At 74.4% G+C, this 25,978-nt stretch carries 20 protein-coding genes; 11 read left to right on the top strand and 9 right to left on the bottom strand.

What is annotated here, in order from left to right; translation table 11 throughout:
- Positions 1 to 175 precede the first annotated feature (175 nt).
- On the bottom strand, positions 176 to 631 hold the full coding sequence (locus ACIPXB_RS15540) for an Lrp/AsnC family transcriptional regulator (protein ID WP_007262967.1): 456 nt from the start codon (positions 629 to 631) through the stop codon (positions 176 to 178).
- 10 nt (positions 632 to 641) lie between these two features.
- The gene (locus tag ACIPXB_RS15535) at positions 642 to 2,114 is read right to left on the bottom strand and encodes an amino acid permease (RefSeq protein WP_401449426.1); all 1,473 of its coding nucleotides are present in this window, start codon (positions 2,112 to 2,114) and stop codon (positions 642 to 644) included.
- A gap of 383 nt (positions 2,115 to 2,497) precedes the next feature.
- On the opposite strand from ACIPXB_RS15535, the gene ACIPXB_RS15530 reads away from it, so the two are divergent.
- The 7 genes from ACIPXB_RS15530 (at position 2,498) to ACIPXB_RS15500 (ending at position 13,568) form a co-directional block, all read left to right on the top strand.
- Positions 2,498 to 3,508, top strand: coding sequence for a GDSL-type esterase/lipase family protein (locus tag ACIPXB_RS15530; RefSeq protein WP_401449423.1), 1,011 nt, complete (start codon positions 2,498 to 2,500; stop codon positions 3,506 to 3,508).
- A gap of 115 nt (positions 3,509 to 3,623) precedes the next feature.
- On the top strand, positions 3,624 to 4,574 hold the full coding sequence (locus tag ACIPXB_RS15525; RefSeq protein ID WP_401449420.1) for an SCO0930 family lipoprotein: 951 nt from the start codon (positions 3,624 to 3,626) through the stop codon (positions 4,572 to 4,574).
- Between the two features lie 171 nt (positions 4,575 to 4,745).
- A complete protein-coding gene (locus ACIPXB_RS15520; protein ID WP_401449417.1) occupies positions 4,746 to 5,603 on the top strand; it encodes a LytR/AlgR family response regulator transcription factor in 858 nt (285 codons plus the stop codon).
- 373 nt (positions 5,604 to 5,976) lie between these two features.
- Positions 5,977 to 6,252: a hypothetical protein gene (locus ACIPXB_RS15515; RefSeq protein ID WP_401449414.1), complete on the top strand. Its 276-nt coding sequence runs from the start codon at positions 5,977 to 5,979 to the stop codon at positions 6,250 to 6,252.
- Between the two features lie 697 nt (positions 6,253 to 6,949).
- Positions 6,950 to 8,689, top strand: a complete 1,740-nt coding sequence (locus ACIPXB_RS15510) for a cation acetate symporter (RefSeq protein ID WP_401449411.1) — start codon at positions 6,950 to 6,952, stop codon at positions 8,687 to 8,689.
- Positions 8,690 to 8,726: 37 nt separating this feature from the next.
- Positions 8,727 to 9,953, top strand: coding sequence for a histidine kinase (locus ACIPXB_RS15505; RefSeq protein WP_401449408.1), 1,227 nt, complete (start codon positions 8,727 to 8,729; stop codon positions 9,951 to 9,953).
- 78 nt (positions 9,954 to 10,031) lie between these two features.
- Positions 10,032 to 13,568 carry a LuxR C-terminal-related transcriptional regulator gene (locus ACIPXB_RS15500; RefSeq protein ID WP_401449405.1) on the top strand — a complete coding sequence of 1,179 codons (3,537 nt, stop codon included), beginning with the start codon at positions 10,032 to 10,034 and terminating at the stop codon, positions 13,566 to 13,568.
- On the opposite strand, the gene ACIPXB_RS15495 is transcribed toward ACIPXB_RS15500, so the two are convergent.
- The 3 genes from ACIPXB_RS15495 to ACIPXB_RS15485 all read right to left on the bottom strand — a co-directional run bounded on the left by ACIPXB_RS15495 (position 13,475) and on the right by ACIPXB_RS15485 (position 17,802).
- Positions 13,475 to 14,110 (bottom strand): sigma-70 family RNA polymerase sigma factor, encoded by a 636-nt coding sequence (locus ACIPXB_RS15495; protein ID WP_401449402.1) that lies wholly within the window; start codon positions 14,108 to 14,110, stop codon positions 13,475 to 13,477. The two genes, ACIPXB_RS15500 and ACIPXB_RS15495, sit on opposite strands and share 94 nt — an antisense overlap.
- Before the next feature lie 721 nt (positions 14,111 to 14,831).
- Positions 14,832 to 16,274 carry a GuaB1 family IMP dehydrogenase-related protein gene (locus ACIPXB_RS15490; RefSeq protein WP_401449399.1) on the bottom strand — a complete coding sequence of 481 codons (1,443 nt, stop codon included), beginning with the start codon at positions 16,272 to 16,274 and terminating at the stop codon, positions 14,832 to 14,834.
- 250 nt (positions 16,275 to 16,524) lie between these two features.
- Positions 16,525 to 17,802, bottom strand: a complete 1,278-nt coding sequence (locus tag ACIPXB_RS15485) for an IS701 family transposase (protein WP_401449396.1) — start codon at positions 17,800 to 17,802, stop codon at positions 16,525 to 16,527.
- 570 nt (positions 17,803 to 18,372) lie between these two features.
- Here ACIPXB_RS15485 and ACIPXB_RS15480 point away from each other — a divergent pair.
- From ACIPXB_RS15480 to ACIPXB_RS15470, 3 genes are all read left to right on the top strand, one after another.
- Positions 18,373 to 18,939 carry a hypothetical protein gene (locus ACIPXB_RS15480; protein WP_401449393.1) on the top strand — a complete coding sequence of 189 codons (567 nt, stop codon included), beginning with the start codon at positions 18,373 to 18,375 and terminating at the stop codon, positions 18,937 to 18,939.
- Positions 18,940 to 19,020: 81 nt separating this feature from the next.
- The gene (locus tag ACIPXB_RS15475; RefSeq protein WP_401449390.1) at positions 19,021 to 19,353 is read left to right on the top strand and encodes a putative quinol monooxygenase; all 333 of its coding nucleotides are present in this window, start codon (positions 19,021 to 19,023) and stop codon (positions 19,351 to 19,353) included.
- Positions 19,354 to 19,355: 2 nt separating this feature from the next.
- On the top strand, positions 19,356 to 19,832 hold the full coding sequence (locus tag ACIPXB_RS15470; protein ID WP_401449387.1) for a group II truncated hemoglobin: 477 nt from the start codon (positions 19,356 to 19,358) through the stop codon (positions 19,830 to 19,832).
- Between the two features lie 129 nt (positions 19,833 to 19,961).
- On the opposite strand, the gene ACIPXB_RS15465 is transcribed toward ACIPXB_RS15470, so the two are convergent.
- The 4 genes from ACIPXB_RS15465 to rpe form a co-directional block, all read right to left on the bottom strand.
- Positions 19,962 to 20,354: a barstar family protein gene (locus tag ACIPXB_RS15465; protein WP_401449384.1), complete on the bottom strand. Its 393-nt coding sequence runs from the start codon at positions 20,352 to 20,354 to the stop codon at positions 19,962 to 19,964.
- The gene (locus ACIPXB_RS15460; RefSeq protein ID WP_401449381.1) at positions 20,351 to 20,812 is read right to left on the bottom strand and encodes a ribonuclease domain-containing protein; all 462 of its coding nucleotides are present in this window, start codon (positions 20,810 to 20,812) and stop codon (positions 20,351 to 20,353) included. The genes ACIPXB_RS15465 and ACIPXB_RS15460 overlap by 4 nt, the downstream gene beginning before the upstream one ends.
- 110 nt (positions 20,813 to 20,922) lie before the next feature.
- The gene (locus tag ACIPXB_RS15455) at positions 20,923 to 21,936 is read right to left on the bottom strand and encodes a sugar-binding transcriptional regulator (protein WP_401449624.1); all 1,014 of its coding nucleotides are present in this window, start codon (positions 21,934 to 21,936) and stop codon (positions 20,923 to 20,925) included.
- A gap of 143 nt (positions 21,937 to 22,079) precedes the next feature.
- Positions 22,080 to 22,766, bottom strand: a complete 687-nt coding sequence (gene rpe, locus ACIPXB_RS15450) for a ribulose-phosphate 3-epimerase (protein WP_401449378.1) — start codon at positions 22,764 to 22,766, stop codon at positions 22,080 to 22,082.
- Positions 22,767 to 23,111: 345 nt separating this feature from the next.
- Here rpe and ACIPXB_RS15445 point away from each other — a divergent pair, with 345 nt between their 5' ends.
- Entirely contained in the window at positions 23,112 to 25,976 is a 2,865-nt protein-coding gene (locus ACIPXB_RS15445; protein WP_401449375.1) for a phosphotransferase, read from the top strand.
- Positions 25,977 to 25,978: the final 2 nt, after the last annotated feature.

Here is a 25,978-nt window from a genome sequence, read left to right as displayed (position 1 = left end):
GGCCACGCGCACCCGGTTTTTCTGGACGCCCGCCCGGAGGGGCGTGGTGCGCCTGGGGCCGGAGGCCACTGCTCGCGCCACGGGCCCGGGGGGCGCGGTGCGCCCTCGGGCCCGGAGCGGTGCGTCCACGGGCCCGGAGCGGTGCGCCCGTGCGCCCGGAGGGGCGCCGCGTGCTTCAGGCCGGGGCGCCCGAGGTGAAGCGGCGCAGGAGCGGGGAGAGGACCAGGACCGACTTGGTGCGCTCGACGAAGGGTTCGCCCGCGATGCGCTCCAGCACCCGCTCGAAGTGGCGCATGTCGGAGGCGAAGACCTGGACGAGGGCGTCCGCGTCGCCGGTGACGGTCGACGCGGACACCACCTCGGGGTACCGCTCCAGTCCTCGCCGGATGTCGTCCGGCGAGGTGTTGTGCCGACAGTAGATCTCGATGAAGCCCTCGGTCTCCCAGCCCATGGCGGCCGGGTCCACCCGGACCGTGAATCCGGTGATCGCGCCTTCGGCGCGCAGCCGGTCCACCCGGCGCTTGACCGCCGGGGCGGAGAGCCCGACCTCGGAGCCGATGTCCGCGTAGGAACGGCGGGCGTCCTCGGCGAGGGCGTGCACGATGCGTTCGTCGAGATCGTTCAGTCGCACGGGGCGTGGATCACTTATCTGTCAGTTCCTCCGCCACCGCCAGCGCGGACAGACCCAGGCTGGAGCGGCGCATTCCGTAGAAGAAGTAGATCACGAGTCCGGCGACCATCCAGCCACCGAAGTACGCCCAGGTGATCCACGGCAGCTCCCACATGAGGTAGGCGCAGAAGCCGAACCCGAGGATCGGGGTGACCGGGAAGAGGAAGACCTTGAAGGTGCGGTTCATGTCCGGGCGGGTGTAGCGCAGGATCACGACGGCCGCGTTGACCAGGGCGAACGCGAAGAGCGTGCCGATGCTGGTGGCGTTGGCGAGCTCGCCCAGCGGGATGAAGGCGGCGAGCACGGCGCAGAAGACGCAGACGATGATCGTGTTGATCCGCGGGGTGCCGGTCTTCTCGTCCACCTTGGCGAACGCCTTGGGGACCAGGCCGTCGCGGGACATCGCGAACAGGATGCGGGTCTGGCCGTAGAGGACGGCGAAGACGACGCTGGCGATGGCGACGACGGCACCGGCGGCCAGGACGATGCTCCAGAAGGCGTGCCCGGTGACGTTCTCCATGATCTGGGCGAGGGCGGCCTCGGTGCCCTCGAAGTCCTGCCACGGCATGGCGCCGACGGCGACGAGCGCGACCAGGCAGTACAGGGCGGTGACGATCAGCAGCGACAGCATGATCGCGCGCGGCAGGTCCCGCTTGGGGTTCTTGGCCTCCTCACCGGCGGTGGAGGCGGCGTCGAAGCCGATGTACGAGAAGAACAGCATCGAGGCGGCGGTGCTGATGGCGGTGACGCCGAGCGGGGCCAGCGGGGTGTAGTTGCCGGCCTTGATGCCCATGAAGCCGATGACGCAGAACAGGACCAGCGTCACGATCTTGACGCCGACCATGATCGAGTTGATCCGGGCGCTCTCCTTGGCACCGCGCAGCAGGAAGACCATGCAGAGCAGGACCACGACCAGGGCGGGCATGTTGATGTAGCCGCCCTCGCCCAGCGGGGCGGAGAAGGTCTCGGGGATGGTGATCCCGATGGTGCCGTCGAGCAGCTCGTTGAGGTACTGGCCCCAGCCGACGGCGACGGCGGCGACGGAGACGCCGTACTCCAGGACCAGGCACCAGCCGCAGATCCAGGCGACGAGCTCGCCCATGGTGGCGTAGGCGTACGAGTACGAGGAGCCGGAGACCGGGATCGAGCCGGCCAGCTCGGCGTAGGACAGGGCCGAGAACAGGGCGGTCAGACCGGCCACGATGAAGGCGATCCAGACGGCCGGGCCGGCGATCGGGGTGGCCTCGCCGAGGACGACGAAGATGCCGGTGCCCAGCGTCGCGCCGATGCTGATCATGGTCAGCTGCCACATGGTGAGGGAGCGCTTGAGCGCACCGCCCTCACCCTGGCCGGCCTCGTCGACGAGGCGCTCGACGGGCTTGCGGCGAAGCAGCGGGTGGGCAGGCCGCGAGGTGAGCGGTGGCGCCTGGCCGTGGTCCAGCACGAGGGGACTCCTTTGACACTGCGGATCGGGGGTAAGGCATCGACCGCAGCGGTTCCGAGCAGGAGCGGGCCTGTGCAGGCCTGTGCAGGGGAGACCGCCGAGCAGACGGTCTCGCCACTCCACGTACAGCGAGTGAGCCTAGGGGCTGGGGGTTCCCGCCCGTAATGCACCATCCTTGCATATTCGCGCACGATCGTTGCACGGATCTGTCCGTGATGGCCGTTTGTTGCGCGGGGTTGATCGATCGCTGCGCGGTCACCCTGCGCCACCGTTCTTGACACTTCGTCAGATCTGTCGCAGCGTGCCCCTGCCACGGACCCGGTGGAACCGGGCCGCGCGGGGTAGCGCGATAGGGGTGGAACACGGTCGAGCGGAGGCGACACGTGAGCGAGGGCGACGAAGGCTGGCTGGATCCGGGACCGTTCCTGCGCGGGGTGGCCTGGCTGGACAAGGGCCGCGCGGTACGGGCCGACCCGGCCGACACCATGCGGCTGCCCTGGGACACCGGGGAGCGGGCCACCCTGCCGATCGGGGTGCGGCTGGAGTTCACCGCTCCCCCGCCGGCGTACGCGGTGGAGATCCGCTACCGGGCGACGGTGCCCGGCCCCACCGACGCGCTGCGCGACCTCGCGCACGCCTTCGCGCTGTGGGACCGGGCCGGGCTGGTCACGGAGGTGATCACCGAGCCGGCCCCGGAGGCCGTCGTCCGCATCGCGCTGCCGCCCGGCCGCGGCCCGTACACCGTGCATCCGCCCGAGACCCAGTCCCCGCTCATCCTCGGGGTGCGCGGGATGGGCGGCCCGGTCGCGCCCGCCCCGGCCGCCCCGCGCTGGGTGGTGCACGGCGACTCCATCACCGAGGGGTGGTGGTCGACCCGTCCGGCCCACGGCTGGCCCGCGGTCGCCGGCCGGGCGCTGGGCTGGGACACCGTCAACCTCGGCTATGCGGGGGCCGCGCGCGGTGAACTGGCCGTCGCCGAGCAGCTCGCGGGGCTGCCGGCCGATGTCCTCACGCTGGCGTTCGGCACCAACTGCTGGTCGCGGGTGCCGTATTCGGCGCCGCTGCTGTACGAGACCACCCGCGCGTTCGTCGAACTGGTCCGCCAGGGGCATCCGCGCACCCCGCTGCTGCTGCTCTCCCCCGTGCTGCGCCCCGACGCCGAGCGCACCCCCAACAAGCTGGGGGCCACGCTCGGGGCGCTGCGCGACGCGATGGAGCGGGCGGTGACGGACCGGATCACGGCCGGGGACGGCCGGCTGGCGCTGCTGCCGGGCCGGGACCTGCTGGGACCGGAGCACCTCGCGGACGGGCTGCACCCCAACGACGCGGGGCACGAGATCCTGGGCCTGTCTGTGGCCACGGCGCTGCGGCGGGCCGGGTTCACCGGCGGGTGAGTGAACCACCCCACACCGGCGGCGTTGAACAGATCCCGTCCAACAGGGCGTGTCTTCCACACAGTTGCCCGCCCCCTGGCGGCGCGGCGACACGGATCACACGTGGGAGATCAACATGAGCAAGATGCGCGGAACTTCCCTCGCGGCCGTCGCGATCGCCGTCGTCCTGACGGCGACGGCGTGCGGCACGAAGGACGGGGCGGGTGACGGTGCCAAGGCGGTCGGCGCCGGAGCCGCCGCTCCCGCGGAGGCTCCCGCGGCCGACGGGTACGGCGCCGGCTCCGGCGACGCCGGGGCCGGGGCCGCGAAGGCGGGCGGCGAGCTCAAGATCGCGCAGAACGAGACGCTGGGGCAGGTCCTGACCGACGGCGCCGGTTTCACGCTGTACCGCTTCGACAAGGACACGGCGAAGCCGCCGAAGTCCAACTGCGACGGCGACTGCGCCAAGGCGTGGCCGCCGGTCCCGGCGGGCGACGTGCAGGCGGCCGCGGGCATGGACGCCGCGCTGCTGGGCGAGGTGGTGCGCACCGACGGCAGCAAGCAGCTGACGGTGGCCGGCTGGCCGGCGTACCGCTTCGCGAAGGACATCGCGCCGGGCGAGACCAAGGGGCAGGGCGTCGGCGGGACCTGGTTCGCGCTCGCGCCCGACGGCAAGAAGGCGGAGAAGGCGGCGGCCGGTGGCGCCGGCGGCGAGGCGCCGGCCGGGCAGCCGGGGCTGTCGGTGCGCAAGGACCCGAAGCTGGGCGAGCACGTCGTGGACAAGAACGGCATGACGGTCTACCGGTTCAAGCCGGACACCGCGTGGCCGATGGTGTCCAAGTGCGTGGGCGACTGCCTGGTGAAGTGGCCGGTGGTGGAGCCGGTGGACAAGGCGAACACCAAGGGCATCACGCAGAAGAACTACCTGGTGCTGGACCGTCCGGACGGCAAGAAGCAGCAGACCATCGACTGCTGGCCGGTCTACACGTTCGCCAACGACAAGAAGCCGGGCGACATCAACGGGCAGGGCGTGGGCGGGACGTGGTACGCGGTGTCGCCCGACGGCAAGCTGATCACGGCCCAGTAGCCGGTACGACGCCCCTCATGACCGCGCGGCCCCCTTCACCCCTCCCCTAGGGGGCCGCGCAATCCCGGGGGACGGCGGCGTGGACGGCACCGTGGGTCGCCTGGGCCGCCCTTCCACCCGGCGTGAAAGCGACCCTGGGCGGGGTCCCGGCGGACGCCTAGACTCCGTCCCATGCTGCGCGTACTGGCCGTGGACGACGAGAAACCGCTCCTGGAGGAGCTCCTGTACCTGCTGCGCTCCGACCCCCGGGTGCGCAGCGCGGAGGGTGCCTCGGACGCCACGGAGGCGCTGCGGCGGGTGACGCGGGCGCTGGAGACCGGCCCGGAGGGGGCCGACGGGATCGACGTCGTCTTCCTCGACATCCACATGGCCGGTCTGACCGGGCTGGACATCGCCCGGCTGCTGGCGGGCTTCGCGCAGCCGCCGCTGATCGTGTTCGTCACCGCCCACGAGGGCTTCGCGGTCCAGGCCTTCGACCTCAAGGCCGTGGACTACGTGCTGAAGCCGGTACGGCCGGAGCGGCTGGCGGAGGCGGTGCGCCGGGTCTGCGCGCAGCTGGGGCAGCCGGGGCAGCCGGCGGCGGAGGACCCGGCGCGAGCGGCGGCGCCGCCGCTCTCCCCGTCCCCGGCCCCGCTGCCGCCGCTGCCGCCGTTGCGGCCGACGGTGGCCCCGGTGGTGACGTACACGGACCGGACACCGGATCAGATCGCGGTCGAACTCGGCGGTGTGACCCGGTTCGTGGCGATCGCCGACATCGCGTACGTCGAGGCCCAGGGCGACTACGCCCGGCTGTACACGGACGAGGGCAGCCACCTGGTACGGATCCCGCTGTCGACGCTGGAGGAACGGTGGGCGGCGCGCGGTTTCGTACGGATCCACCGGCGGCACCTGGTGGCGCTGGGCCGGATCGACGAACTGCGGCTGGACGCCGGGACGACGAGCGTGCGGGTGGGGTCGGCGGAGCTCCAGGTCAGCCGGCGGCACGCGCGGGAGCTCCGAGACCTACTGATGCGCCAGGCCACCGGCTGACCCCACGCCGACCGCGTACACCGGGCGCGGCGGGCGCGACGGGCTGCGGGTCCTCCGGGCCGGACGGGGGCGGGCGCCGCCTCCAGGCCCGGCGGGCCACCCGGGCCCGGCGGGCCACCCGGGCCCATACGGCCACCCGGGCCCGGCGGCCGTTCCGGGCCCAGCGGACCCCGCGGGCCCCCGGACCCGACGGGCGTGCCCGTCCTGCCGGGCCTCCCGGGGCCGGCGGGCCCGGCGGCGGCCGCGGGGCCGCACGACCGTCCGGCGGACCGTTCGTCGCTCCAACCCCGCCATCGGCCGCACCGGCCGTCGCGGGCGTCTGTCGGCGAGGCGGGGCCGCCGTATCGTGGATCTTCCGGGCGGGAGGAGCGAGATGTCCGAAATCCAGGCGCTGCTCGACGCGCTGACCGGACTGCCCCGGACCCGGCCGGCCGGCCCGGACGAGGCCGAGGTTCTGCTGGCCCGGCTGCGGAGCGCGGCCGCGCGGTGGGCCGATGTGCTGGACGAGGTGGGCGCGGCGTCGCGGCGGCACCTGCCGCCGAGGGCCGCGGCGTCGCTGACGCTGGCGTTCCGGCGGGCCGAGGAGTCGTACGTGGAGCTGGAAATCGCGCTGCGCGACTGCGCGGAACATCGCGACCCGGTGGTGTGACGCCGGCGTCCCGCTGCGCGGGGCCGCTTCCCCCACCCCGCCCCTTCCCGAAACCGGGGCCCCGCCCCGGACCCTCCCCCGGGCGGAGTCAGGGAACCGCCACGCCCCGAACGCCGGCGGGGCCGGGCGGGGGCTCCGCCCCCGAACCCCTCAACGGCGCCCCGCGCGCGTGCGCTCGAGCACCGCGTGAGCCTTTCAAGCCCCTCCGGCGTTCGAGGCGCGGGAGGTACCCCCGGAACCGAGTCCGGGAAAGGGCCCGGGGGGGAACCCCGCGCGGCGGGGCCCGGGCGGGCCGCCGGCGCCGCCGCCGCGCACCCGAACCGGCCCCACCGGCGAACGAGGGCGCCGGGGTACCCCCGGACGGAGTCCGGGAAGGGGCCCGGGGCGGAACCCCGCCAGCCGGGCCCACCGAGCGACCCTCCGGCCCCGCCGCGCACCCGAACCCGCCCCCGGCGATCGAGGCACCGGGGGTACCCCCGGAACCGAGTCCCGAAACGGGCCCGGGGGCGGCGCCCCCGCCAGCCGGGCCCACCGAGCGGGCCGCCGGCGCCGCCGCCGCGTACCCGGGCCGGACCCGTCGGCGAGCGGGGCGCGGGGGCCTCGGGGTTGGGCCGGGTTCGCCGAAACGTGGCTGTTGTGGGGCGGGCGGCGCTGCGTAGACTCCCGTCACCCTCCACCGCCCCGAAGGACACGCCCTGTGAACCAGACGTACGCGCTGACCGCGGTCACCGTCGTCGTCCTGGCCACCGTCCTCGTCGGCGCGCTCGGGCTGCGCATATCCCGGACCACCTCCGACTTCTACGTCGCCTCCCGCACCGTCGGACCCCGCCTCAACGCCGCCGCGATCAGCGGGGAGTACCTCTCGGCCGCCTCCTTCCTCGGGATCGCGGGGCTGGTGCTGCTCCAGGGGCCCGAGATGCTCTGGTACCCGGTCGGGTACACCGCCGGATACCTCGTGCTCCTCGTCCTCGTCGCCGCGCCCCTGCGCCGCTCGGGGGCGTACACGCTGCCCGACTTCGCCGAGGCCCGCCTGGAGTCGCAGGCCGTGCGCCGGATCGCCGTGCTGTTCGTCGTCGGCGTCGGCTGGCTGTACCTGCTGCCGCAGCTCCAGGGCGCCGGGCTGACCCTGCAGATCCTCACCGGCGCGCCCGAGTGGGTCGGCGGCGTGGTCGTCGCCGTCGTCGTCACCGGCGCCGTCGCCGCGGGCGGCATGCGCAGCATCACCTTCGTCCAGGCCTTCCAGTACTGGCTCAAGCTCACCGCGCTGCTCGTCCCCGCGTTCTTCCTGCTCGCCGCCTGGGCCGGCGACGGCGCCCCCCGCGCCACCTTCGACGCGGGCGCCGTCTTCCGCGAGCACACCGCGGTCACGCTCGCCGACGACGTACGGATCTCCCTCGACGCCCCGCTCACGCTGACCGTGACCGGCCACGTCGACGGGCGGGCGTACGAGGACGAGGTGGTCACCCTCCCCGCCGGGCAGCACGGTGTCCAGGCGGACGCCCGGCTGGAGTTCCTGCCCGGCACGCCGGTCCCGCAGACCCGGCCGGGCGCCGGCATGGGCGTGTCCAGCTGGTCGCAGCCGCTCTCCGGCGACCAGGGCGGCTACCGGCTGTACGCGACGTACGGGCTGATCCTGGCCACCTTCCTGGGAACGATGGGGCTGCCGCACGTGGCGGTCCGCTTCTACACGAGCCCCAACGGCCGGGCGGCGCGCCGTACGACCCTTGTCGTGCTCGGGCTGGTCGGCTCGTTCTACCTGCTGCCGCCGGTGTACGGCGTACTCGGCCGGATCTACGCACCGGAGCTGGCGCTGACCGGCGACGCGGACGCCGCCGCGCTGGTCCTGCCGGAGCGGATGGTCGGCGGGGTCGCCGGTGATCTGCTGGGCGCGCTGCTGGCGGGCGGGGCGTTCGCCGCGTTCCTGTCGACGGCGTCCGGGCTGACCATGGCGGTGGCCGGGGTGCTGCACCAGGACGTGCTGCCGACGCGCGGGGTGCGGACGTTCCGGTTCGCCGCGCTGGTGGCCATGCTGGTGCCGCTCGCCGGCAGCATCGCGACGACCGCGGTGCCGGTCGCGGACGCGGTGGGGCTGGCCTTCGCGGTGTCGGCGTCGTCGTTCTGTCCGCTGCTGGTGCTCGGCATCTGGTGGCGCGGGCTGACCCCACCGGGCGCGGTGGCCGGGCTGGTCACGGGTGGCGGGGCGGCGCTGAGCGCGGTGCTGGCGACCCGGGGCGGGCTGGCGCCGGCGGGCTGGGTGAACACGCTGCTGGCGTGGCCGGCGGCCTGGTCGGTACCGCTGGGCTTCCTGACCATGGTGGTGGTGTCGCTGGCGACCCGCTCGCGGATACCGCCCGGCACGGCGGCGACGCTGACCCGGCTGCACCTGCCGGAGGACCTGACGGCGCACCCGGCGACCGTGTCCGGGGGCGGGCGATGAGCGGGCGGGGGCCGACCATGGCAGCCGGGGGCGGGCGATGAGCGGGCCGGGGCTGACCGCGGCTGCGGTGGTGGCCGTACTGATGGCGCTGGTCGCCGGGTTCGCGCTGGGCCGCCGGCACGCGCACCGCGGCGAACGCACCGGCGCCCTGGACCTGGGCACGCCCGTGGAGCGGGCCACCTTCCACACCCTGCACACCGCCTCGCTGGCCGCGCCCCCGCTGCGCGCCGGGCTGACGGAGGACGCCGCGCGCAAGGCGGCGAAGCGGCTGCGGTCGCTGCTGGGCACCGAGGCGCTGTGCGTGACCGACCGGGAGTCGGTGCTGGCCTGGGACGGACCGGGCGCCGACCACCACGTGCGGCGGGCGATGGCGCGGGTGACCGACATGCTGGGGTCCGGGCGCAGCCAGAGCGTACGCACGGAGTGCCAGCGGCCGGACTGCCCGCTGAAGTGGGCGGTGATCGCCCCGCTGACGGGCGAGGACGGGGTGCTGGGGGCGCTGGTCGCGTACGGCTCGCGGGAGTCGGCGGTGCTGGTGCGGGCGGCGACGGAGGTCGCGCGGTGGGTGTCCGTCCAGCTGGAGCTGTCGGAGCTGGACCGCTCGCGGACCCGGCTGATGGAGGCGGAGATCAAGGCGCTGCGGGCGCAGATCTCCCCGCACTTCATCTTCAACTCGCTCGCCGCGATCGCCTCGTTCGTACGGACGGACCCGGAGCGGGCCCGGGACCTGCTGCTGGAGTTCGCGGACTTCACGCGCTACTCCTTCCGCCGGCACGGGGACTTCACCACGCTGGCGGAGGAGCTGCGCTCGGTCGAGCAGTACCTGGCGCTGGCCGGGGCGCGGTTCGGGGACCGGCTGAAGGTGACGCTCCAGGTGGCGCCGGAGGTGCTGCCGGTGGCGCTGCCGTTCCTGTGCCTCCAGCCGCTGGTGGAGAACGCGGTCAAGCACGGGCTGGAGGACTCCACGCAGGAGTGCCGGATCACGATCGCGGCGCGGGACGCGGGCTCCGAGGCGGCGCTGACCATCGAGGACAACGGGGTCGGGATGGACCCGGCGCTGCTGCGGCGGATCCTGGCCGGGGAACGGACGGGGTCGTCGTCGGGGATCGGGCTGCCGAACGTCGACGAGCGGATGCGGCAGGTGTACGGCGACGCGTACGGGCTGGTGATCGAGACCGGGGTCGGGGCGGGGATGAAGATCACCATGCGGATCCCCAAGTACCGCGCGGGGGTGTATTCGTCGGGTCCGGCGGCCGGGAACTGAACCGCGGCGGCCGCCCGGCCGTGTGGGCGGGAAACCATCGGACTGCCCGGTGGGCAGCTGGCTGAGGGGATCGCCGACGTGCGGGTCGGGCGTGAACAGCTTCATGACGCGTTACGCGAGACGGTGCGCGGTACGGCGAGCGGGGACGGCGGTGGCTGTCTGCTCGTCGAGGGGGAACCGGGCGCCGGGAAGTCGACGGTGCTGCGGGCGCTGGCGGCGGAGGCGGCGGCACTGGGGTGCCGGGTGCGGCAGGGGGCGGCGGACGGCCTGTCGACGCGGCTGCCGCTGCGGGCGGCGCTGGACTGCCTGTACCCGGACGGCACCGGTCCGCCCACGCGCCGGCGGGCGGCGACGGCCCTGCTGACGGCGGGGCAGGCCCGGCCGGTGGCGGGGGGTGGTGCGGCGGCGGCCGGTGGCGGGGCGGCTGCCGGTGCCGGGACGGGCCGCGGTGACGGTGCCGGTACGGCGGCCGAGGCCGATGCGACTGCCAGGGCCGGTACGGCTGCCGGTGACGGGACGGGCGACGGCGACGGCGACGGGACCAGTGCCGGTGACGGTGGTGACGGCAGCGGGCCGGGCGGGCTGCTGGCGGCCCTGGACCACCTGGTCACCGAAGTCGAGCAGTGGTGCGCCGAGCGGCCGCTGGTGCTGGTCCTGGACGACCTCCACCTGGCCGACCGGGCCACGCTGCTGCTCTGGCAGCGGCTCGCCCGCGCGACCGGGCGGCTGCCGCTGCTGCTGGCCGCGGCGCGGCGGGCGGACAGCCGCCGCCCGGATGTGGGGCGGCTGTGCCACGCGCTCGGTGAGCTCGGCGGCCGGACGTTCGCGCTGGAGCCGCTGGACCCGGAGCAGACGGCGGAGATGCTGCGCGAGCTCCTGGGGGCCGAACCGGGCCCCCGCCTGCGCGAGGCGGCCGCCCAGGCCGGCGGCAACCCGCGCTACCTGCGCGAACTGGCCCTGCACTGGGCGGCGAACGGCGCCCTGACCGTACCCCCGGGCACCCTCACCACCCTGGGCGGCGCCCTCACCACCCCGCCCGGTGCGGGGGCCGGCGCCGGGCTGGCCGGAGGCACGACGGCCGGCACACGGGCCGGTGACGCGGCGTCGGGAAGCAGCGCGGCGCCCGCCGGCCCGGCCGCCGGAGGCACAGCGGCGGGAAGCAGCACGGCGCCCGCCGGGCCTGCCGGAGGCACAGCGGCCGGCACGTGGGCCGAAGACGCGGCGGCGACACGCAGGCCGGCCCCGAGCGCGGCCGCGGCCACACCGGCCCGGGGCACAGCGCCCGGCGCGCCGGGCCGACCGGCCTCCGCCGGGGCTCCGGGGGTGGCGGCCGGATCCGCAGGGCGCGGGGCGGCCGGAACGGCCGGGACCGCCGGGACGGCCGCGCGCGGGGCAGCCGGAACGGTCGGGGCGGTCGGGACGGCAGGGCGTGGGGTGGCCGGGACAGTCGGAACGGCCGGGACGGCAGGGCGTGGGGCGGACGGGGCCAGGGGGTTCGTCGAGCTTGCCGTGGGGGTTGCGGAGTTGCCTGGGCCGCCGGCGTCGTTGACGCGGGCGCTCGGGTTCCTCTCCCCCGACGCGTACGGGGCGCTGCGGCACGCCGCCCTGCTGGGCGAGGAGTTCACGGTGGGCGAGCTGGTCGTCGTACGGGCGCGGCCGGCCCGGGAGCTGTGGGCCGAGCTGGAGGAGCCCCTGGCCGCCGGGCTGCTGCACGACGACGGCAGCGTGCTGCGCTTCCGCCACCCGGCGCTGCGGCACGCCCTGTACGCGCAGGTACCCGGCGCGCTGCGGGCGGCGCTGCACCAGGAGGGCGCGCGGGCCCTGGTCGAGGCGGACGGGCGGCCGGCCCGGATCGCGGAACAGCTGCTGGGCGCCGGGCCGTTGGAGCCGTGGGCGGTGCACTGGCTGGCCCGGTCCGCGCCGGAGCTGATCGCGGACGCGCCGGGGCCGGCCGCCGAGCTGCTGGAGCGGGCCGTCGCCCAGGGCGGCCCGCCCCTGTTGGAGGAGCACCTCGCCGAGGCGGCGCTGATGCTGCGGCGGCCCGAGTCGGTGGCACTGCTGGCGGGTCTGCGCGAGGGGGCCCAGGATCCGGACAGGCGGGCGGGGCTGGCCTTCAAGCTGGTCTCCGCGCTGATGGTGCAAGGTGACATGACGCAGTCGTTGACGGTGTCGGAGCAGGCCCTCGCGGAGGAGTTCCCCGACCCGGCCCTGCGGGTACGTCTGGAGGCCTGCCGGGTGCTGGCCCTGGCCGATCTGCGCCGCGCACCGCAGGCGTACGCCCTGGCGCGCACGGTGGTCGCGGACGCGACGGCGCTGGGCGATCCGGTGTGCGGGGCGGAGGCCCACCACGCCATGGCCTACGCGCTGTTCCACCTGGGCCGCCAGGCCGCGTCGCTGCGGCACATCACCGAGGGCGTCGACTGCGCCCGGCAGAGCCCGAGGGCCAACGACATCCGGCTGCTGCTGCTGTCCAACCAGGCCGAGGGGCACACCAGGCTCGACGAGCCGCAGGGCGTCGCCGCGGCCCTGGAGGAGGCCGGTGAGCTGGCCCGGCGGATCCGTTCCACGGGCCGGATCGCCGGTACCGAGGCGCGGATCGCGGAGTTCCACTACCGCTACGGCCAGTGGGACACGGCGCTGGAGGCGGGCGCCCGCGCCGCGGCCGGGCCCACGTCGGAGCCCTGGCTGCCGGTGGTGGCGCACGGGGTGCGCGCGCTGATCCTGGGCCACCGCGACGAGCGGGCGGCGGCCGGGGCGGAGCTGGCCCTGCTGCCGGCGGACGCCTTCGCGGTGCCCAACGCCTGCCGGTACTCCTCGTACGTCCAGCTGGCCCGCGCGCAGCTGGCCGAGCGGGACGGGGATCCGGGGCAGGCCCTGCGGGAGCTGCTGCCGGCGCTGACGGGTGCCCACGCGCAGGCGGCCGCCGCCGACCGGCACTGGCTGCTGTCGGAGATCGTCCGGCTGGCGTTGGAGGCCGGGGACACGCAGGCGGCGCGGGCCGCGGTGGCCGCGTGCCACGCCGCGGCCGCGGACTGCCCGGAGTGCCCGGACCCGGCCACGGCGGCGCTGCGCTCGCGCGGCCTGTTCGCGCAGGACCCGGACCTGCTGGCGCGGGCGGTGGCGCGCGCCGGGCGTGGGGCGCGCCCGCTGCGGTACGGGCAGCTCCTGGAGGACCTGGCGGTCGCCCTGGCCTGGCGGGGCGACCTGGCGGGGGCCCGGGGAGCGCTGGTGCGCGCGGTGGCCGCGTACGGGGGGCGGGGCGCGTCCTGGGACATCGTGCGGGCGGAGGCGCGGCTGCGGCGGCTGGGGGTGCGACGGGGCAGCCGCAGCGCCCGGCGCCGGGTGGCCAACGGCTGGGACGCGCTCACTCCGGCCGAACTGAAGGTGGCGCTGCTGGTCGCCGAGGGCCGTTCGAACCCGGAGATCGCCACGGCCCTGTTCCTGTCGCGGCGGACGGTGCAGACCCATGTGTCGCACATCCTGGGCAAGTTGCAGGTCCGCTCGCGCGCGCAGGTGGCCGCTCAGGCGGCCCGCGGCGGGGCGGGGACGCGGGCCGGGACGGGCACGCAGGCCGGCGCGGGAACCGGCGCGGGGACCGGCGCGGGGCCGCCGTGACCGTGACCGCCGGCGCCGGCGCCGTCATAGCCGTGCATACGGCTCCGCAGCACGCGCAGGGCGTAGTACGTACGGGACTTGACCGTGCCCGGCGGTATGCCGAGGGTCCGGGCCGCCTCGCCGACGGAGGCACCGCGGAAGTAGATCTCGACGAGGACGGCGCGGTGTTCACGGCTGAGCGAGCGCAGGGCCTCGCGGACGTCGAGGGCGGCGACCGCCTGCTCCATGCCGTCCTCGGCGGGCGGCGCCTGTTCCAGGGCCTCGGGGGTGACCTCGGCGGGACGGACCAGGCGGGCCCGGCGGGCGTCGATGGCCAGGCGCCGGCCCACGGTCCATAACCAGGGGCGCATGGAGGCGTGGTCGCTCTCCAGGGCCTCGGGATGTTTCCAGGCCCGTACGAGGGTCTCCTGGACGAGATCCTCGGCGCGCTGGCGGTCGCCGTGGGTGAGGCCGAGCAGGAAGCCGTAGAGGGCCTTGCCGTGTTCCCTCTGGAGCCGGGCGAGGGCCCGCTCGTCGGTGCGGCGCGTCAGGGTGGTGGTCACCGGATCGCTCCTTCGCTGGCCGTGGGGTGCCGTTGACCCGAGCGTGGCCGAGGGAACGCGCGGAGTTATCCGCCAGCAGGCGGATAACTGACCGCCGGCGACCGACGGCCGAACGGTGCGACGAACGGTCGGACGGTCGGACGGTCGGACGGTCCCCGCCCGCCGCGGCCTCCCGGCGGGACCGGGTGCGAGCGGCCGACCGCGGCCACAGCGACGCTCAGGCCGGCCGGAGCCACGGCCCGCCGGAGCCGGACGCCGCCGGCACTGGAGGCCGCCGGTGCCGGGGGCGGCTGGCGCTGGGCCCGCCGGAACCACGGCCCGACCCGAGTCCAACGCCCACCGGAGCCAGGGCCGCACGGACTCCGCCCCGCTCCCCGCGCCGCGAACGCCGGCGGGGCCGGGGGTGCGTGCCCAGCCCGACGGGCCGAGCCCCTCCCGGCCCGGACGTCGGGGCACCACCGCGGCACCCCACAGGCCGTGCCGGTCCGGGGGCACCGGGCGCGGCCCCGGCCAGGGGTGCCGCAGGCAGGGCGCCGGGCGCAGGCCCGCCAGCGTGCCGCAGGTGGGGCCACGGGCCGCCGGGCCTCGGGCGCGGGGAGCGGCCCGAGCGCCGGAAACGGCCCGGGCGCCGGAAGCGGCCCCGACGCCGGAAGCGGCCCGGGCCGGGGGCTCGGGCCGCTTCGGGGCGGGGGTGGCTCGCTCGGATGGCGGGCCGGAAAGGTCAGGACCAGCTGGCGTGCAGCGGCTTGCCCTCGGCGTAGCCCGCCGCGCTCTGGATGCCGACGACCGCCCGCTCCTCGAACTCGGCCAGCGAGCCCGCACCGGCGTAGGTGCAGGAGGAACGGACACCGGCGATGATCGAGTCGATCAGGTCCTCGACGCCCGGACGCTGCGGGTCCAGGAACATGCGCGAGGTGGAGATGCCCTCCTCGAACAGCGCCTTGCGGGCGCGGTCGTACGCCGACTCGTCCGACGTGCGGTTGCGCACGGCACGCGCCGAGGCCATGCCGAAGGACTCCTTGTACAGGCGGCCGTCGGCGGTCTGCTGGAGGTCGCCCGGGGACTCGTAGGTCCCGGCGAACCAGGAGCCGATCATCACGTTCGACGCGCCGGCGGCCAGCGCCATCGCGACGTCGCGCGGGTGGCGGACACCGCCGTCGGCCCAGACGTGCTTGCCGTACTTCTTGGCCTCGGCCGCGCACTCCAGCACCGCGGAGAACTGCGGGCGGCCCACGCCGGTCATCATGCGGGTGGTGCACATGGCGCCGGGGCCCACACCGACCTTGATGATGTCCGCGCCGGCGTCGACGAGGTCCTTGACACCCTCGGCGGCGACGATGTTGCCCGCCACGATCGGGACCTTCGGGTCGAGGGCCCGCACGGCCTTGATCGCGCTGATCATCGACTCCTGGTGGCCGTGCGCGGTGTCGATGACGAGCGTGTCCACGCCCGCGTCGAGCAGCTGCTTGGCCTTGCCCACGAAGTCGCCGTTGATGCCGACGGCGGCGGCGATGCGCAGCTTGCCGTCCGCGTCGACCGCCGGGCTGTACAGGGTCGCGCGCAGCGCGCCCTTGCGGGTCAGGATGCCGACGAGCCTGCCGTCCTTGTCGACGGCCGGGGCCAGCTTGCGGTGGCCGGCGTCGAGCTGGTTGAAGGCCTCGCGCGGGTCGATGTCGGCGTCGATGAGCAGCAGCTCCTTCGACATGACCTCGGAGAGCTGGGTGAAGCGGTCGACACCGGTCAGGTCGTGGTCGGTGACCACGCCGATCGGGCGGTTGTCGGCGTCGACGACGACGCCGGCGCCGTGGGCCCGCTTGGGCAGCAGCGACAGCGCGTCGGCGACGGTCTGGGTGGGCGCCAGCGTGATCGGCGTGTCGAGCACGCGGTGGCGGGACTTCACCCAGGCGATGACGTCGGTGACGACCTCGATCGGGATGTCCTGCGGGATGACGACGATGCCGCCGCGGCGGGCGACCGTCTCGGCCATCCGGCGGCCCGCGATGGCGGTCATGTTCGCGACGACGAGCGGGATGGTGGTCCCCGTCCCGTCGGGGGAGGAGAGGTCGACGCCCTGGCGGGAACCCACCGCCGAGCGGCTCGGCACCATGAATACGTCGTCGTACGTCAGGTCGTACGGCGGCTTCAGGTCATTGAGGAAACGCACGTGCTAAATCCCAGTCGATCGATGGTGACCCTCGGACAGGGCAGCCGAGGAAAACGCACGTACTTCATTCTCCCATGCCCGGGCGTTTACACGGCCCGGGACGATCGTCCAGGACATATCGGCCCGGATGGTCCTTTCCTCCATGACCTTGGTCGCCGTCGCGTACGCCGGACGGCCCCACGGCCGGCCGGGGCCGGGCGCCGGGCAGCGGCCGTCCACGGCCGGCCGGAGCGCCCGGTCCGCGTCGGGCTCAGCGGATGACGGCGCGGCGGGCGCTCTGGCCGGGTACGAGCGGCCGGGGCGGCAGGACGGGGGCGGGCCGGGCGGGGGTGGGCCGGGCGGCCGCTCCGTACGGGTGGGGTACGCCGCGGCCGCGGGCGCCGAGCAGGGTGGCGGCGTGGGCGACGCTGGCGAGGGTGACGTGGTGGTGCCAGCCGCGGAAGGAGCGGCCCTCGAAATCGCGGATGCCGGCCGGTTCGCACACCTCGGTGAAGTCCAGCGCGACCCGGTCGGTGAGCTTGGCGAGCAGGAAGAGCTGGGCGAGCGGCCGGTCGCCGATGTTGGTGACCCAGAACTCGGACGGCAGCAGGGCCGCCTCGGTCCAGGCGCCGACCAGGAGCAGCGGGGTGAGCGGGGCCCGGTCGGGGCGGTCCTCGCAGGGGGTGGCGAGGATGGGGGCGGAGGTCAGCAGGGTGACGGCGCCCTCGCCGCGCCCGTGCCGGGTCCACTCGACGACGCGGCGCTGGGAGCGCAGCGAGTCGATCAGCTCGCGGGCGGGCGCGGTGTGGGGGCCGGGCTTGTGGCGGCCGGCCCCGCCGAAGGCGACGGGCAGGGAGCCGTCGACCTTGAGGACGAAGGGGATGTCCTGGAGGGAGAGGGATTCGACGCAGGCGGGGATGTCGGTGTTGCCGGCCTCCATCACCACGGGCCGGCGCTGGAGCTGCCACCCGGCGGCCATCCGCAGGACGGCGTGCACGGCGTCCTGGGCGGGGGTCAGGGAGCGGGCGGTGTCGGGGATGCCGGCCCGCCGGCGGCGCAGGAGTTCGCTGGTCCAGGGCCCGGGGAGGGTCAGCGTCCATTCGACGGGGAAGCTGGCTCCGCTGGAGGCGAGCCAGATCCCGCCGGCCTGCTGGCAGTTGGCGGTGCGGCCGAGCTGGGGGACGAACTGGCGGCCGACGCCGACGGAGCGGTCGCCGGCCTTCTCGATGACCATGGGCTGGACGACCCAGGCCAGGGGGCGCTGGGCCGTGCGTTCGAGGTGCTGGGCGAGGGAGCGGCGGACGGGGGTCCAGTCCCAGGGGGATTTGCTGATGAACTGCTGGAGGCTCTGCTCGACGGAACTGGCCCCGGTTCCGGCAATGTTACGGATGGTTTTCTTCCCCGCGGTGTGCACGAGGCCGTTGAGGTATACGCGGGCCCAGTTTCGCTGGTCCCGCCGGGGTAAGGACTCGAAGAACAGGGACATCAGTACGTCGATCGATTCGGAGATCTCCTTGGCGGATTCCTCCGGCAGGACTACGCGAGTCATCTGCGCCTCCCCCGCGACCAGCTAGATCCAATACCCTGCTTGAGCGGCCGGAACGGCCGTAGGTCCCGGCGGCTGCTTCCTGAGGTCGCCGGCGGTCTCGAGCCGCTCTCCCCAAAAATGAGGATCGCGGCCGCTTCGGCGGGCCCGTCGTCGTCGAAGAGCAGCGGCCGGTCCACCCGGTGGAGACGCACGACGGCGAAGACGCCGTCACTGAAAGCTTCTGTCCGGCCGGTTTCCGATTCCATGACCTCCCCTTCGCCTCGGGGTTGCCGCCCGGTGTTCGACCGGGGGCCGGACGCGCCGGTTCCGGCGCCGGCGGGGAGGGCGCGGCTTCTCCTCGCCCTCCCCGCACACGCTACCCAGATACGGGCCGCCGGCCGCCGGATCCCGCGGTCCGGCACCAGTTCCGGCCATCGCGGACGACGAGTGTCCCGAACGCGTGCTCCGGCCGGACGCCCGGGTACATGACGGCCCGCTGGCAGATCGCGTCCTCGGTCTCGGCCGGCCCGCGGCGGTACGGGTCCGTGCACCCCTTGCGATCAAGGGGTGCACGGATGCAACGTTGATTACATGATTACAGCCGAACAGCGTGAGCAGCTCCGCGGCTGGTTCGCCGAACGCCTGCCGGTGGACGTCTACGAGGAACTGGTCGAGGTGGTGGTCGACCGCGAGGAGATCACCGTCGTCGGCCGGATCCCCGCGGCCGAGTCCGTCGAGGAGTTCCGGGAACGCACCCGCGAGCAGCGCATCGAGGTGGCGCGCGAGGCCGAGGGCCTCTACCGCCGCAAGGTCGCGTGGGGCGTGCAGGGCGAGGGCGGGCGCACCCTCTTCACGCACCTCGCCGTGCCGGTCATGACCCGGCTGCGCCAGTCCGAGCGCCAGGTCCTCGACACCCTGGTCGCGGGCGGCGCCGCGCGCAGCCGGGCCGACGCCCTGGCCTGGTGCGTCCGCCTGGTGTCGCGGAACGCCGACACCTGGCTGGCCGACCTGCGCTCTTCGCTGGAACAGGTCCAGCAGGTGCGCGCCCAGGGCCCGGACCTGGCCGGCACCGGCAACGGCGCGGCCGCCGAGCCGACGGATCCGGGCGGCGCGTCACCGGAATCCGGCCCCGACTCCAGGAAGTCCGGGGCAGAGTAGGGGAATTCGGGCGCGTCCACGGGCGAGGCGCGGAAAGGGTAGCCGCGAACGCCCCCGTCTCCAGGGAAAGGTACGCAGACCATGACCACCAGCGCGACGACCGTCGAGTACATCCGCTACCGGATCGCGTTAGACGACCAGCAGGCCTTCGAGGAGGCGTACCGGCGGGCCGCCGAGTCCCTCGCGGCCTCGCCGGAGTGCCTCGACTACGAGCTGACCCGCTGCGAGGAGGAGCGCGAGCGCTACATCCTGCGGATCCGCTGGACCTCGATCGAGGACCACCTTCAGGGCTTCCGCAAGGGCGAGCACTTCCCGGCGTTCTTCAGCGCGATCCGTCCGTACGTGACGGCCATCGAGGAGATGCAGCACTACCTCGGTACCGGCATCGCCGGCACCGGAAAGGCTTCCCGCTGACCATGAACGACGGCACCACTCCCACCATCTACGCGTGGATGGGCGGCGCGGAGGCGCTGAACCGTCTCACCGACGCCTTCTACGGCCACGCGCTGGCGGACCCGGTCCTGGCCCCGGTCTTCGCGGGCATGGACCCGGGACACCCCCGGCACGTGGCCGCCTGGCTCGGCGAGGTCTTCGGCGGCCCGGCCGACTACACGGCCCACCACGGCGGCCACCAGCACATGGCCACCAGACACCTGGGCCGCCGCATCACCGAGGAGCAGCGCCGCCGCTGGGTGGACCTGCTGCTCGACACGGCGGACGAGGTCGGGCTCCCGACGGACCCGGAGTTCCGCGCCGTCTTCGTCTACTACATCGAGTGGGGCACCCGTATGGCCCTGATCTACTCGGGCGAGAATCCGCCGCCGGTCGACGCGGCCGACGTCCCCGTGTGGTCCTGGGGCCAGACCCCGCCCTGGATCCCGGAGGCGGACTGACACCCCGCCCGCCCCGCCGGACGGTCCGCCCACGCACGCGGCCCGTCCGGCGTCGGCGCCCGAGCGCGGCCCGTCCGGCGTCGGCGCCCGCGGGCGCCGCGGCACCGTACGACGCCTACGGGGTGACGCCTACGGGGTGGTGTCCGGGCGGCGGCGCGGGGGGTCGGCGAGCAGCACCTCCAGCGGGCCGCCGTCCTCCTGCTCGCGCCAGAACTCCACCGCCTCCTCCAGGATCTCCTCGAAGGTCTCCCAGTCCGCCGGCCGCGCCCGCGCGTATCCCCGCCACGCGGTCACCGCGATCAGCCGGCCCGGGGCCGCCGGCAGCCAGGACAGGTCGATCAGGCAGTCCGCCAGCGCGTCCCAGTTCCGCCCGAACCACGGCGGCAGCCGCAGCGCCGCCGCGCACCGCGTCATCAGCTCCGTCTTGCTCCGTACGCCGTCCAGGTCCAGCCGTACCGTCGTCCAGCCCGCCTCCTCGGCGGCCGCCAGGGCCGGGGCGAGCGGCTGCGGGTCCAGGGTCATCGCAGAACCGCCTCGAAGGTCTTGTAGTGGTCGTCCGTGTAGTAGAACTCCCCGCCCGACCCGGTCACGATCCGCCGCGCCCCCCGGTCGCGCGACCCCGGGGTCTTCACGGTGAACTCGTGGTAGTAGCCGCGCTGCTGCCGCGGCAGTGCCTTCTCGAAGTTGCCGAACACCGTCCCGTCCTGCCGGTACGGGTACGGCCCGCCCTTGTCGATGAGCGCCAGCGTGTCCCGGGCCTGCGGCGGCAGCTGCGCCTCCCGCACGGTGGCCATCCCCGCGGCCCAGCCGGGCGTGGCGGCGGCGGGCGCGGAGGCCGCGGCGGTCGCGGCGGTCGTCGGGACCGTGGCGGCCGGCCGCCCGCCGCCCGCGCCGCACCCCGCGACGCCCACCAGGGCGGCACACAGGAACAGGGCGCCCAGCACACGCGACACGAACCGGGGCACGCTCCGCACGATCATGCGCCGATCGTGCCAAACATCACCTCGGTACGCGAATCACCCTTACCCGGAGAGGCCAGGCAATCCAGACAGGCCGGAGAGGCCGGGCGCGCCGCCCGGCGCGCCGACGGCTACTCGTCGGGGTCGGCCCGCTCCAGCGCCGGCCGCAGGCCCGGCTCGGACTCGGTCAGCAGGTAGTCCGCCGCCGCCGTGTCCGTCACCAGGCTCGTCACGAGGCCCGACCGCAGCACCGCGCCGATCGCCGACGCCTTGCGCAGCCCGCCCGCGATCGCCACGACCTCGGGGATCCGGCGCAGCCGGTCCGCCTCGACCGTGATGCAGCGCTCGCCGAGGTCCCGGCCGACCCGGCGGCCCTGCGCGTCGAAGAGGTGCGCCGACATCTCGGCGGCGACGCCCAGCGAGGCGTAGTGGCCGCGCTCCTCGTCGGTCAGCATGTCGTGCACGGTGGAGATGCCCGGCTCCCAGGAGCCGATCGAGACCGCCGCGACGGTGACCTTGTCGAAGTACTCGAAGGCCCGCGCGATCCCCGTCTGGCTGCGCAGCGCGGCGGCCGTCGCCGGGTCCGGCAGCAGCATCGGGGCGTAGATCGGGTGCGCGTCGCCGCCCGAGACCTGCGCGGCGCGGCGTACGGCCTCCACCGACCCGCGCTCCGCCGTCCCCGCGTCGTAGACGCCGGTCAGCTGGACCACCGTGCACGGCGGCAGCCGGTGCAGGGCGGCCGCCATGTGGATGGTCGACCGGCCCCACGCCAGGCCCAGCACATCGCCCTCGTTGACCAGCTCGCCCAGCAGGTCCGCGGCGACCGCGCCGAGGTTCTCCGGGTCCGGCGCGTCATCGGTCGCGTCGGCCGGGGACTCCACGACGACCGCGTGGCGCAGCCCGTACCGGGCGCGCAGCGCGTCGGAGCGCTCCGCGTCGAGCTCGGCCGGCACCCGGATCTCGATGCGTACGAGATCCCGCTCGAGCGCGGTCTCCAGGACCCGGGCCACCTTGAAGCGGCTCACGCCGAACTCCTCGGCGATCTGGATCTTGGACTTGCCCTCGAGGTAGAAGCGGCGGGCCATGGCCGCCGCCTGCACCAGCTCCGCGGGTCCCATCCGCAGGGCTGACCGTCCCGCCGACATTGCAGACACCGCGTTCTCCTCACTGCTGTTCACACTCTCGACTCGCCGTTCATCCTGTCAGATCCGGCGGCCGTTGATCAGCCCGGACAGGTCCGTTCTCCGAGCTGTTCACCGAGGTTTCGCGCAAGGGCGCCTCCTGTGCCTCAGTGGTCGCAGGCCCACGGTGCGGCGGCGATCGCCGCGCCCGCCTGCTCGCGCAGCGTGCGCACCGCGGCGGCCGGGTCGACCGCCCCGTAGACCGCGCTGCCGGCGACGAAGACGTCGGCTCCGGCCTCGGCGCAGCGCTCGATCGTCGAGGCCGAGACCCCGCCGTCGACCTGGAGCCACAGCTCCAGTCCGTGCTTGGCGATCAGCTCGCGGGTGCGGCGGATCTTGGGCAGCATCACGTCCAGGAACGGCTGGCCGCCGAAGCCGGGTTCCACGGTCATGATCAGCAGCATGTCGAGCTCGGGGAGGATGTCCTCGTACTGCTCGATCGGCGTGGCGGGCTTGAGGGCCATGGACGCCCGAGCCCCCTTGGCGCGGATCTCGCGCGCCAGCCGTACGGGCGCGCCCGCGGCCTCGGCGTGGAAGGTGACCGAGCCGGCGCCCGCCTCCACGTACTGCGGGGCCCAGCGGTCCGGGTCCGCGATCATCAGATGCAGGTCCAGCGGAATGTCCGTGGCGCGGCTGAGCGACTCCACGATCGGCATGCCGAGCGTGAGGTTCGGGACGAAGTGGTTGTCCATGACGTCGACGTGCAGCCAGTCGGCGCCCTCGACTGCCTTCGCCTCGTCGGCGAGTCGCGCGAAATCCGCGGACAGGATGCTGGGATTGATCTGAACGGCCATGCCCCAAGCGTGCCATGCCCCGGGCCGGTTCCCGACCCGACCCCGGGTGTCCGGAACGGAACGGTGACATCGTAGCAGTCCTGCATGAATTCAGCTGGACTGTTCACCAATACTGAGGCATCCGATACCGGCGGTTACGGCCGGGCCGGCGATTGCGGCCGTACGCCGGGTGCGCGCCCCCGTGACGCGCCTCATGCGCCTTGTGCGCCGGGGGGCGCTTGGCGCGAAGCCGCCTCCGGACGACCTGTACCCCACTAGCGTTGCCCCCTCCTGAGATCCACGTCACAACGGTCATGGAGGTACGGCGAGTTGGACATAACCCTGCATCTCGCCTGGGCTCGCGCGATGTTCCCCTACCCCGTGGGGGCGAGGTACCCGAGCGCACAGTCCTGTTCGGCGGGTGTCCGGCTGTCCGCCCGGAATCTGGCCCGCGCCTACGAGTTCTTACAGCAGGCCGGCCAGGACCCCCACGGCCGCTACCTGCTGGGCCTCGGCCTCAACGGCATGGCGAAGGAGGTCGCCGCGAAGGGCCTGGAGAAGGAGGCCGTGGCGACGGCCCAGGTCGCGCTGCTGGTCCTGGAAGGCGCCGGCGACTACGCCACCGTCCAGGAGCGCGAGAAGATCGAGAGGGCGGTCGCCTTCGGCCGCGCCATCCTGCGCAACAACGGGGGCATGCCCGTGCGGGAGGTACCCCCGCACCTGGAGCGGGCCATCTGCGACCTCGCCGAGATCATTCCCCCGGAGGAACCGGGGGACGTGGCCGCCGGCTCGCCCGTGGTCACCGCCCCCGCCGGCTCGCCCGGCCCCGGCGGGCCCATCGGTCTCGGCATCCTCGACCCGCTCGACGAACCGTTGGGCACCGACGTGGGCGACGAGCCCGACGAGGCCGCCGCGGTGCACGTGGACCTGCCCCCCTCCTCCTCCGCCTCCCCCTCCGCCGTCGCCGTCGTGGAGGAGAGCGGCCCCGAGTCGACACGCGACCTGGTGCACCTGCTGTCCGCGCGCTGGACCTCCGACCGGGCGGCGGTGGAGGAGCGCAGCGAGGCCCTCTTCGCGTATTTCGACGAGGTCAGCGGTCATCACGGCGGTTTCGGCCGGGAGCTGGGCAGGCACTACCGCGAGGACGTCCGCGCGGTGGCCGAGCTGCTGCCGCAGGGCCTGCCCACCGAGCGCGCCGAGCTGCACAACTTCGCCCAGGACATGCGCGGCTTCGCCGGCAAGTCGAAGATCCTGGAGGAACGCCGCCGCCGCTGGCTGATCTCGGCCACCGCCAACCACTGGATGTGGCGGATGCCCAACGGCTTCCCCACCAACCGGCCGCAGGTCCTCAACGACCTGGTCGGCTACCTGCGCTCCTTCACCAACAGCGACCTGAAGTACCTGGACTCGGCCCGTGACCTCATCCTCGACTGCGCGGAGATCCTGGTCCGCGTCGCCCACGAGGTCCCGCCGGTCTTCCTCGACCAGTACGGCAGGCTGCGGGAGTTCGCCCTCGAATCCGTCGGCACCTGGCTGAGCCAGTCCGGCCCCAACCCGGTCCTGCCCCAGGACAGCGACCGCGACCCGCGCGTGAACAGCCGGGGCGCCGACGGCCGTCCCGTCACCGCCTACCGCGTGACCTGGCCCGAGATCCTCCTGCGGCACTGGCAGAACGCCGACGACCGCAACGGCGCCTGCTTCGCGCTGGCCTCCGTCGCCGGCTGGGACGAGACCTGCGCGCACTGGCTCATCGACACGATCTTCGACCGCTCCACCGACCCGCGCAGGGACACCGACCGGGAGGCCTGGACGCGCGACGTCAGCGCGCTGATGGCGGCGGCCGGCAAGGTCCGCATCGCGAACAACCCCTGGGCGTACGAGAGCACCGCCGACTTCCGCTCCACGGCCATCACCAGCGACAGCGCCGGCCGGCTGCGGATCCCCTCACCCGTCCTGCAGGCGGCCGTCGCCCAGGGCCTGTCCCCCGGCCAGGTCGTCACCGTGCACGGCAAGCTCTTCGAGGGCCGCCGGATGCCCACCTACCTGCTCACCAACCGCTACGGCCCGCAGTCCGTCCTCAAGGTCGACCAGCGCGACAAGGTGCTGCGGGAGGTGCGCAACTTCACGGAGTACGCCGAGCGGCTCCACCCCAACAACCGGCCCAGCAAGTGCGAATCACACGCCATGGAGATGTACCTCGGCGACAACGGCGAACCGATGCGCGCCATCGAGACGGCGTACGCCTTCGAGGAGGGCGAGGTCCCGCACACCCTCAGCGGGTGGATCCGGACCGCTTCCCCCGAACGCGCCGTCAAGGTCATCGACCGGCTGCTGCTGACCAACATGCGGCCCTGGCTCGCCCACAGCCGCCGCGACCGCCTGGACCTGCGCGCCGAGTACCCGGTCTTCCGCCCGGCCCCGGCCCCGAACAAGCAGTCGCCGTCGAGCTGGGCGGCGACCGAGATGGCCGCGCTGGCCAACGACGACGTACGGGCCGCGCTCGGCATGCCGCTGGACCCGAGCGTGAGGGAGGCCACCTGGGCCGCGTCGGCGCCCGGCCTGAAGAAGGCCATGGGCTGCCTGCCCGGGGTCGAGGCGGTCAACCCGCTGTGGTTCGCCACCGAGCTGGCCGAGCGTGGCGGCGGCGCCTTCGAGGACATCATCAACTCCTTCCGGATCGGCCTGCTCGACTTCGACACCACCCTCGCGCTGTCCCACGGCGACCTGCACCTGGACAACGTGCTGTGCACCCTGGGCGGCGAGCTGCCCAAGCCGGTGCTGATCGACTTCGAGAGCGCGCACTACGGCCACGTGTGCAAGGACTTCGCCCGGCTGGAGGCGAGCCTGTTGTGCCAGGTGTTCACCTGGGACGAGGACGCCGCGGCCCGGATCGCGTCCTGGGTCGCCGAACCGCTCGCGCGCACGGTGCCCGCGCCGCCCGAGGCCCCGGACCTGCTGCCGCGGGTGCCCAAGGAGCAGGAACTGACCGCGAACGAGCGGCTCGTCCTCGAAGCCACCCGGAAGATCCGGGAGGTCGCGGTCGGCTGCGGCCAGGGGCACTGGCCGATCGAGATGGCGGAGTACCACCTCGCGCTCGCCGGGGCGTTGATCCCGATGGTGCGCTACTCGACGATGGAGGTATCCCAGCGCCAGTTCGCGCTCACGCTGAGTACGGTGGTGACGTCCGCCCTGTGGCACCGTTGGAGCGCCCTCGTCACGGAAGGCTCATGACC

This window comes from Streptomyces sp. NPDC090022, from assembly GCF_044748145.1.
Taxonomy (GTDB): Bacteria; Actinomycetota; Actinomycetes; order Streptomycetales; family Streptomycetaceae; genus Streptomyces.
The sequence above is the reverse complement of the archived record's forward strand: the minus strand, read 5'-3'. Positions and strand labels throughout refer to the sequence as shown.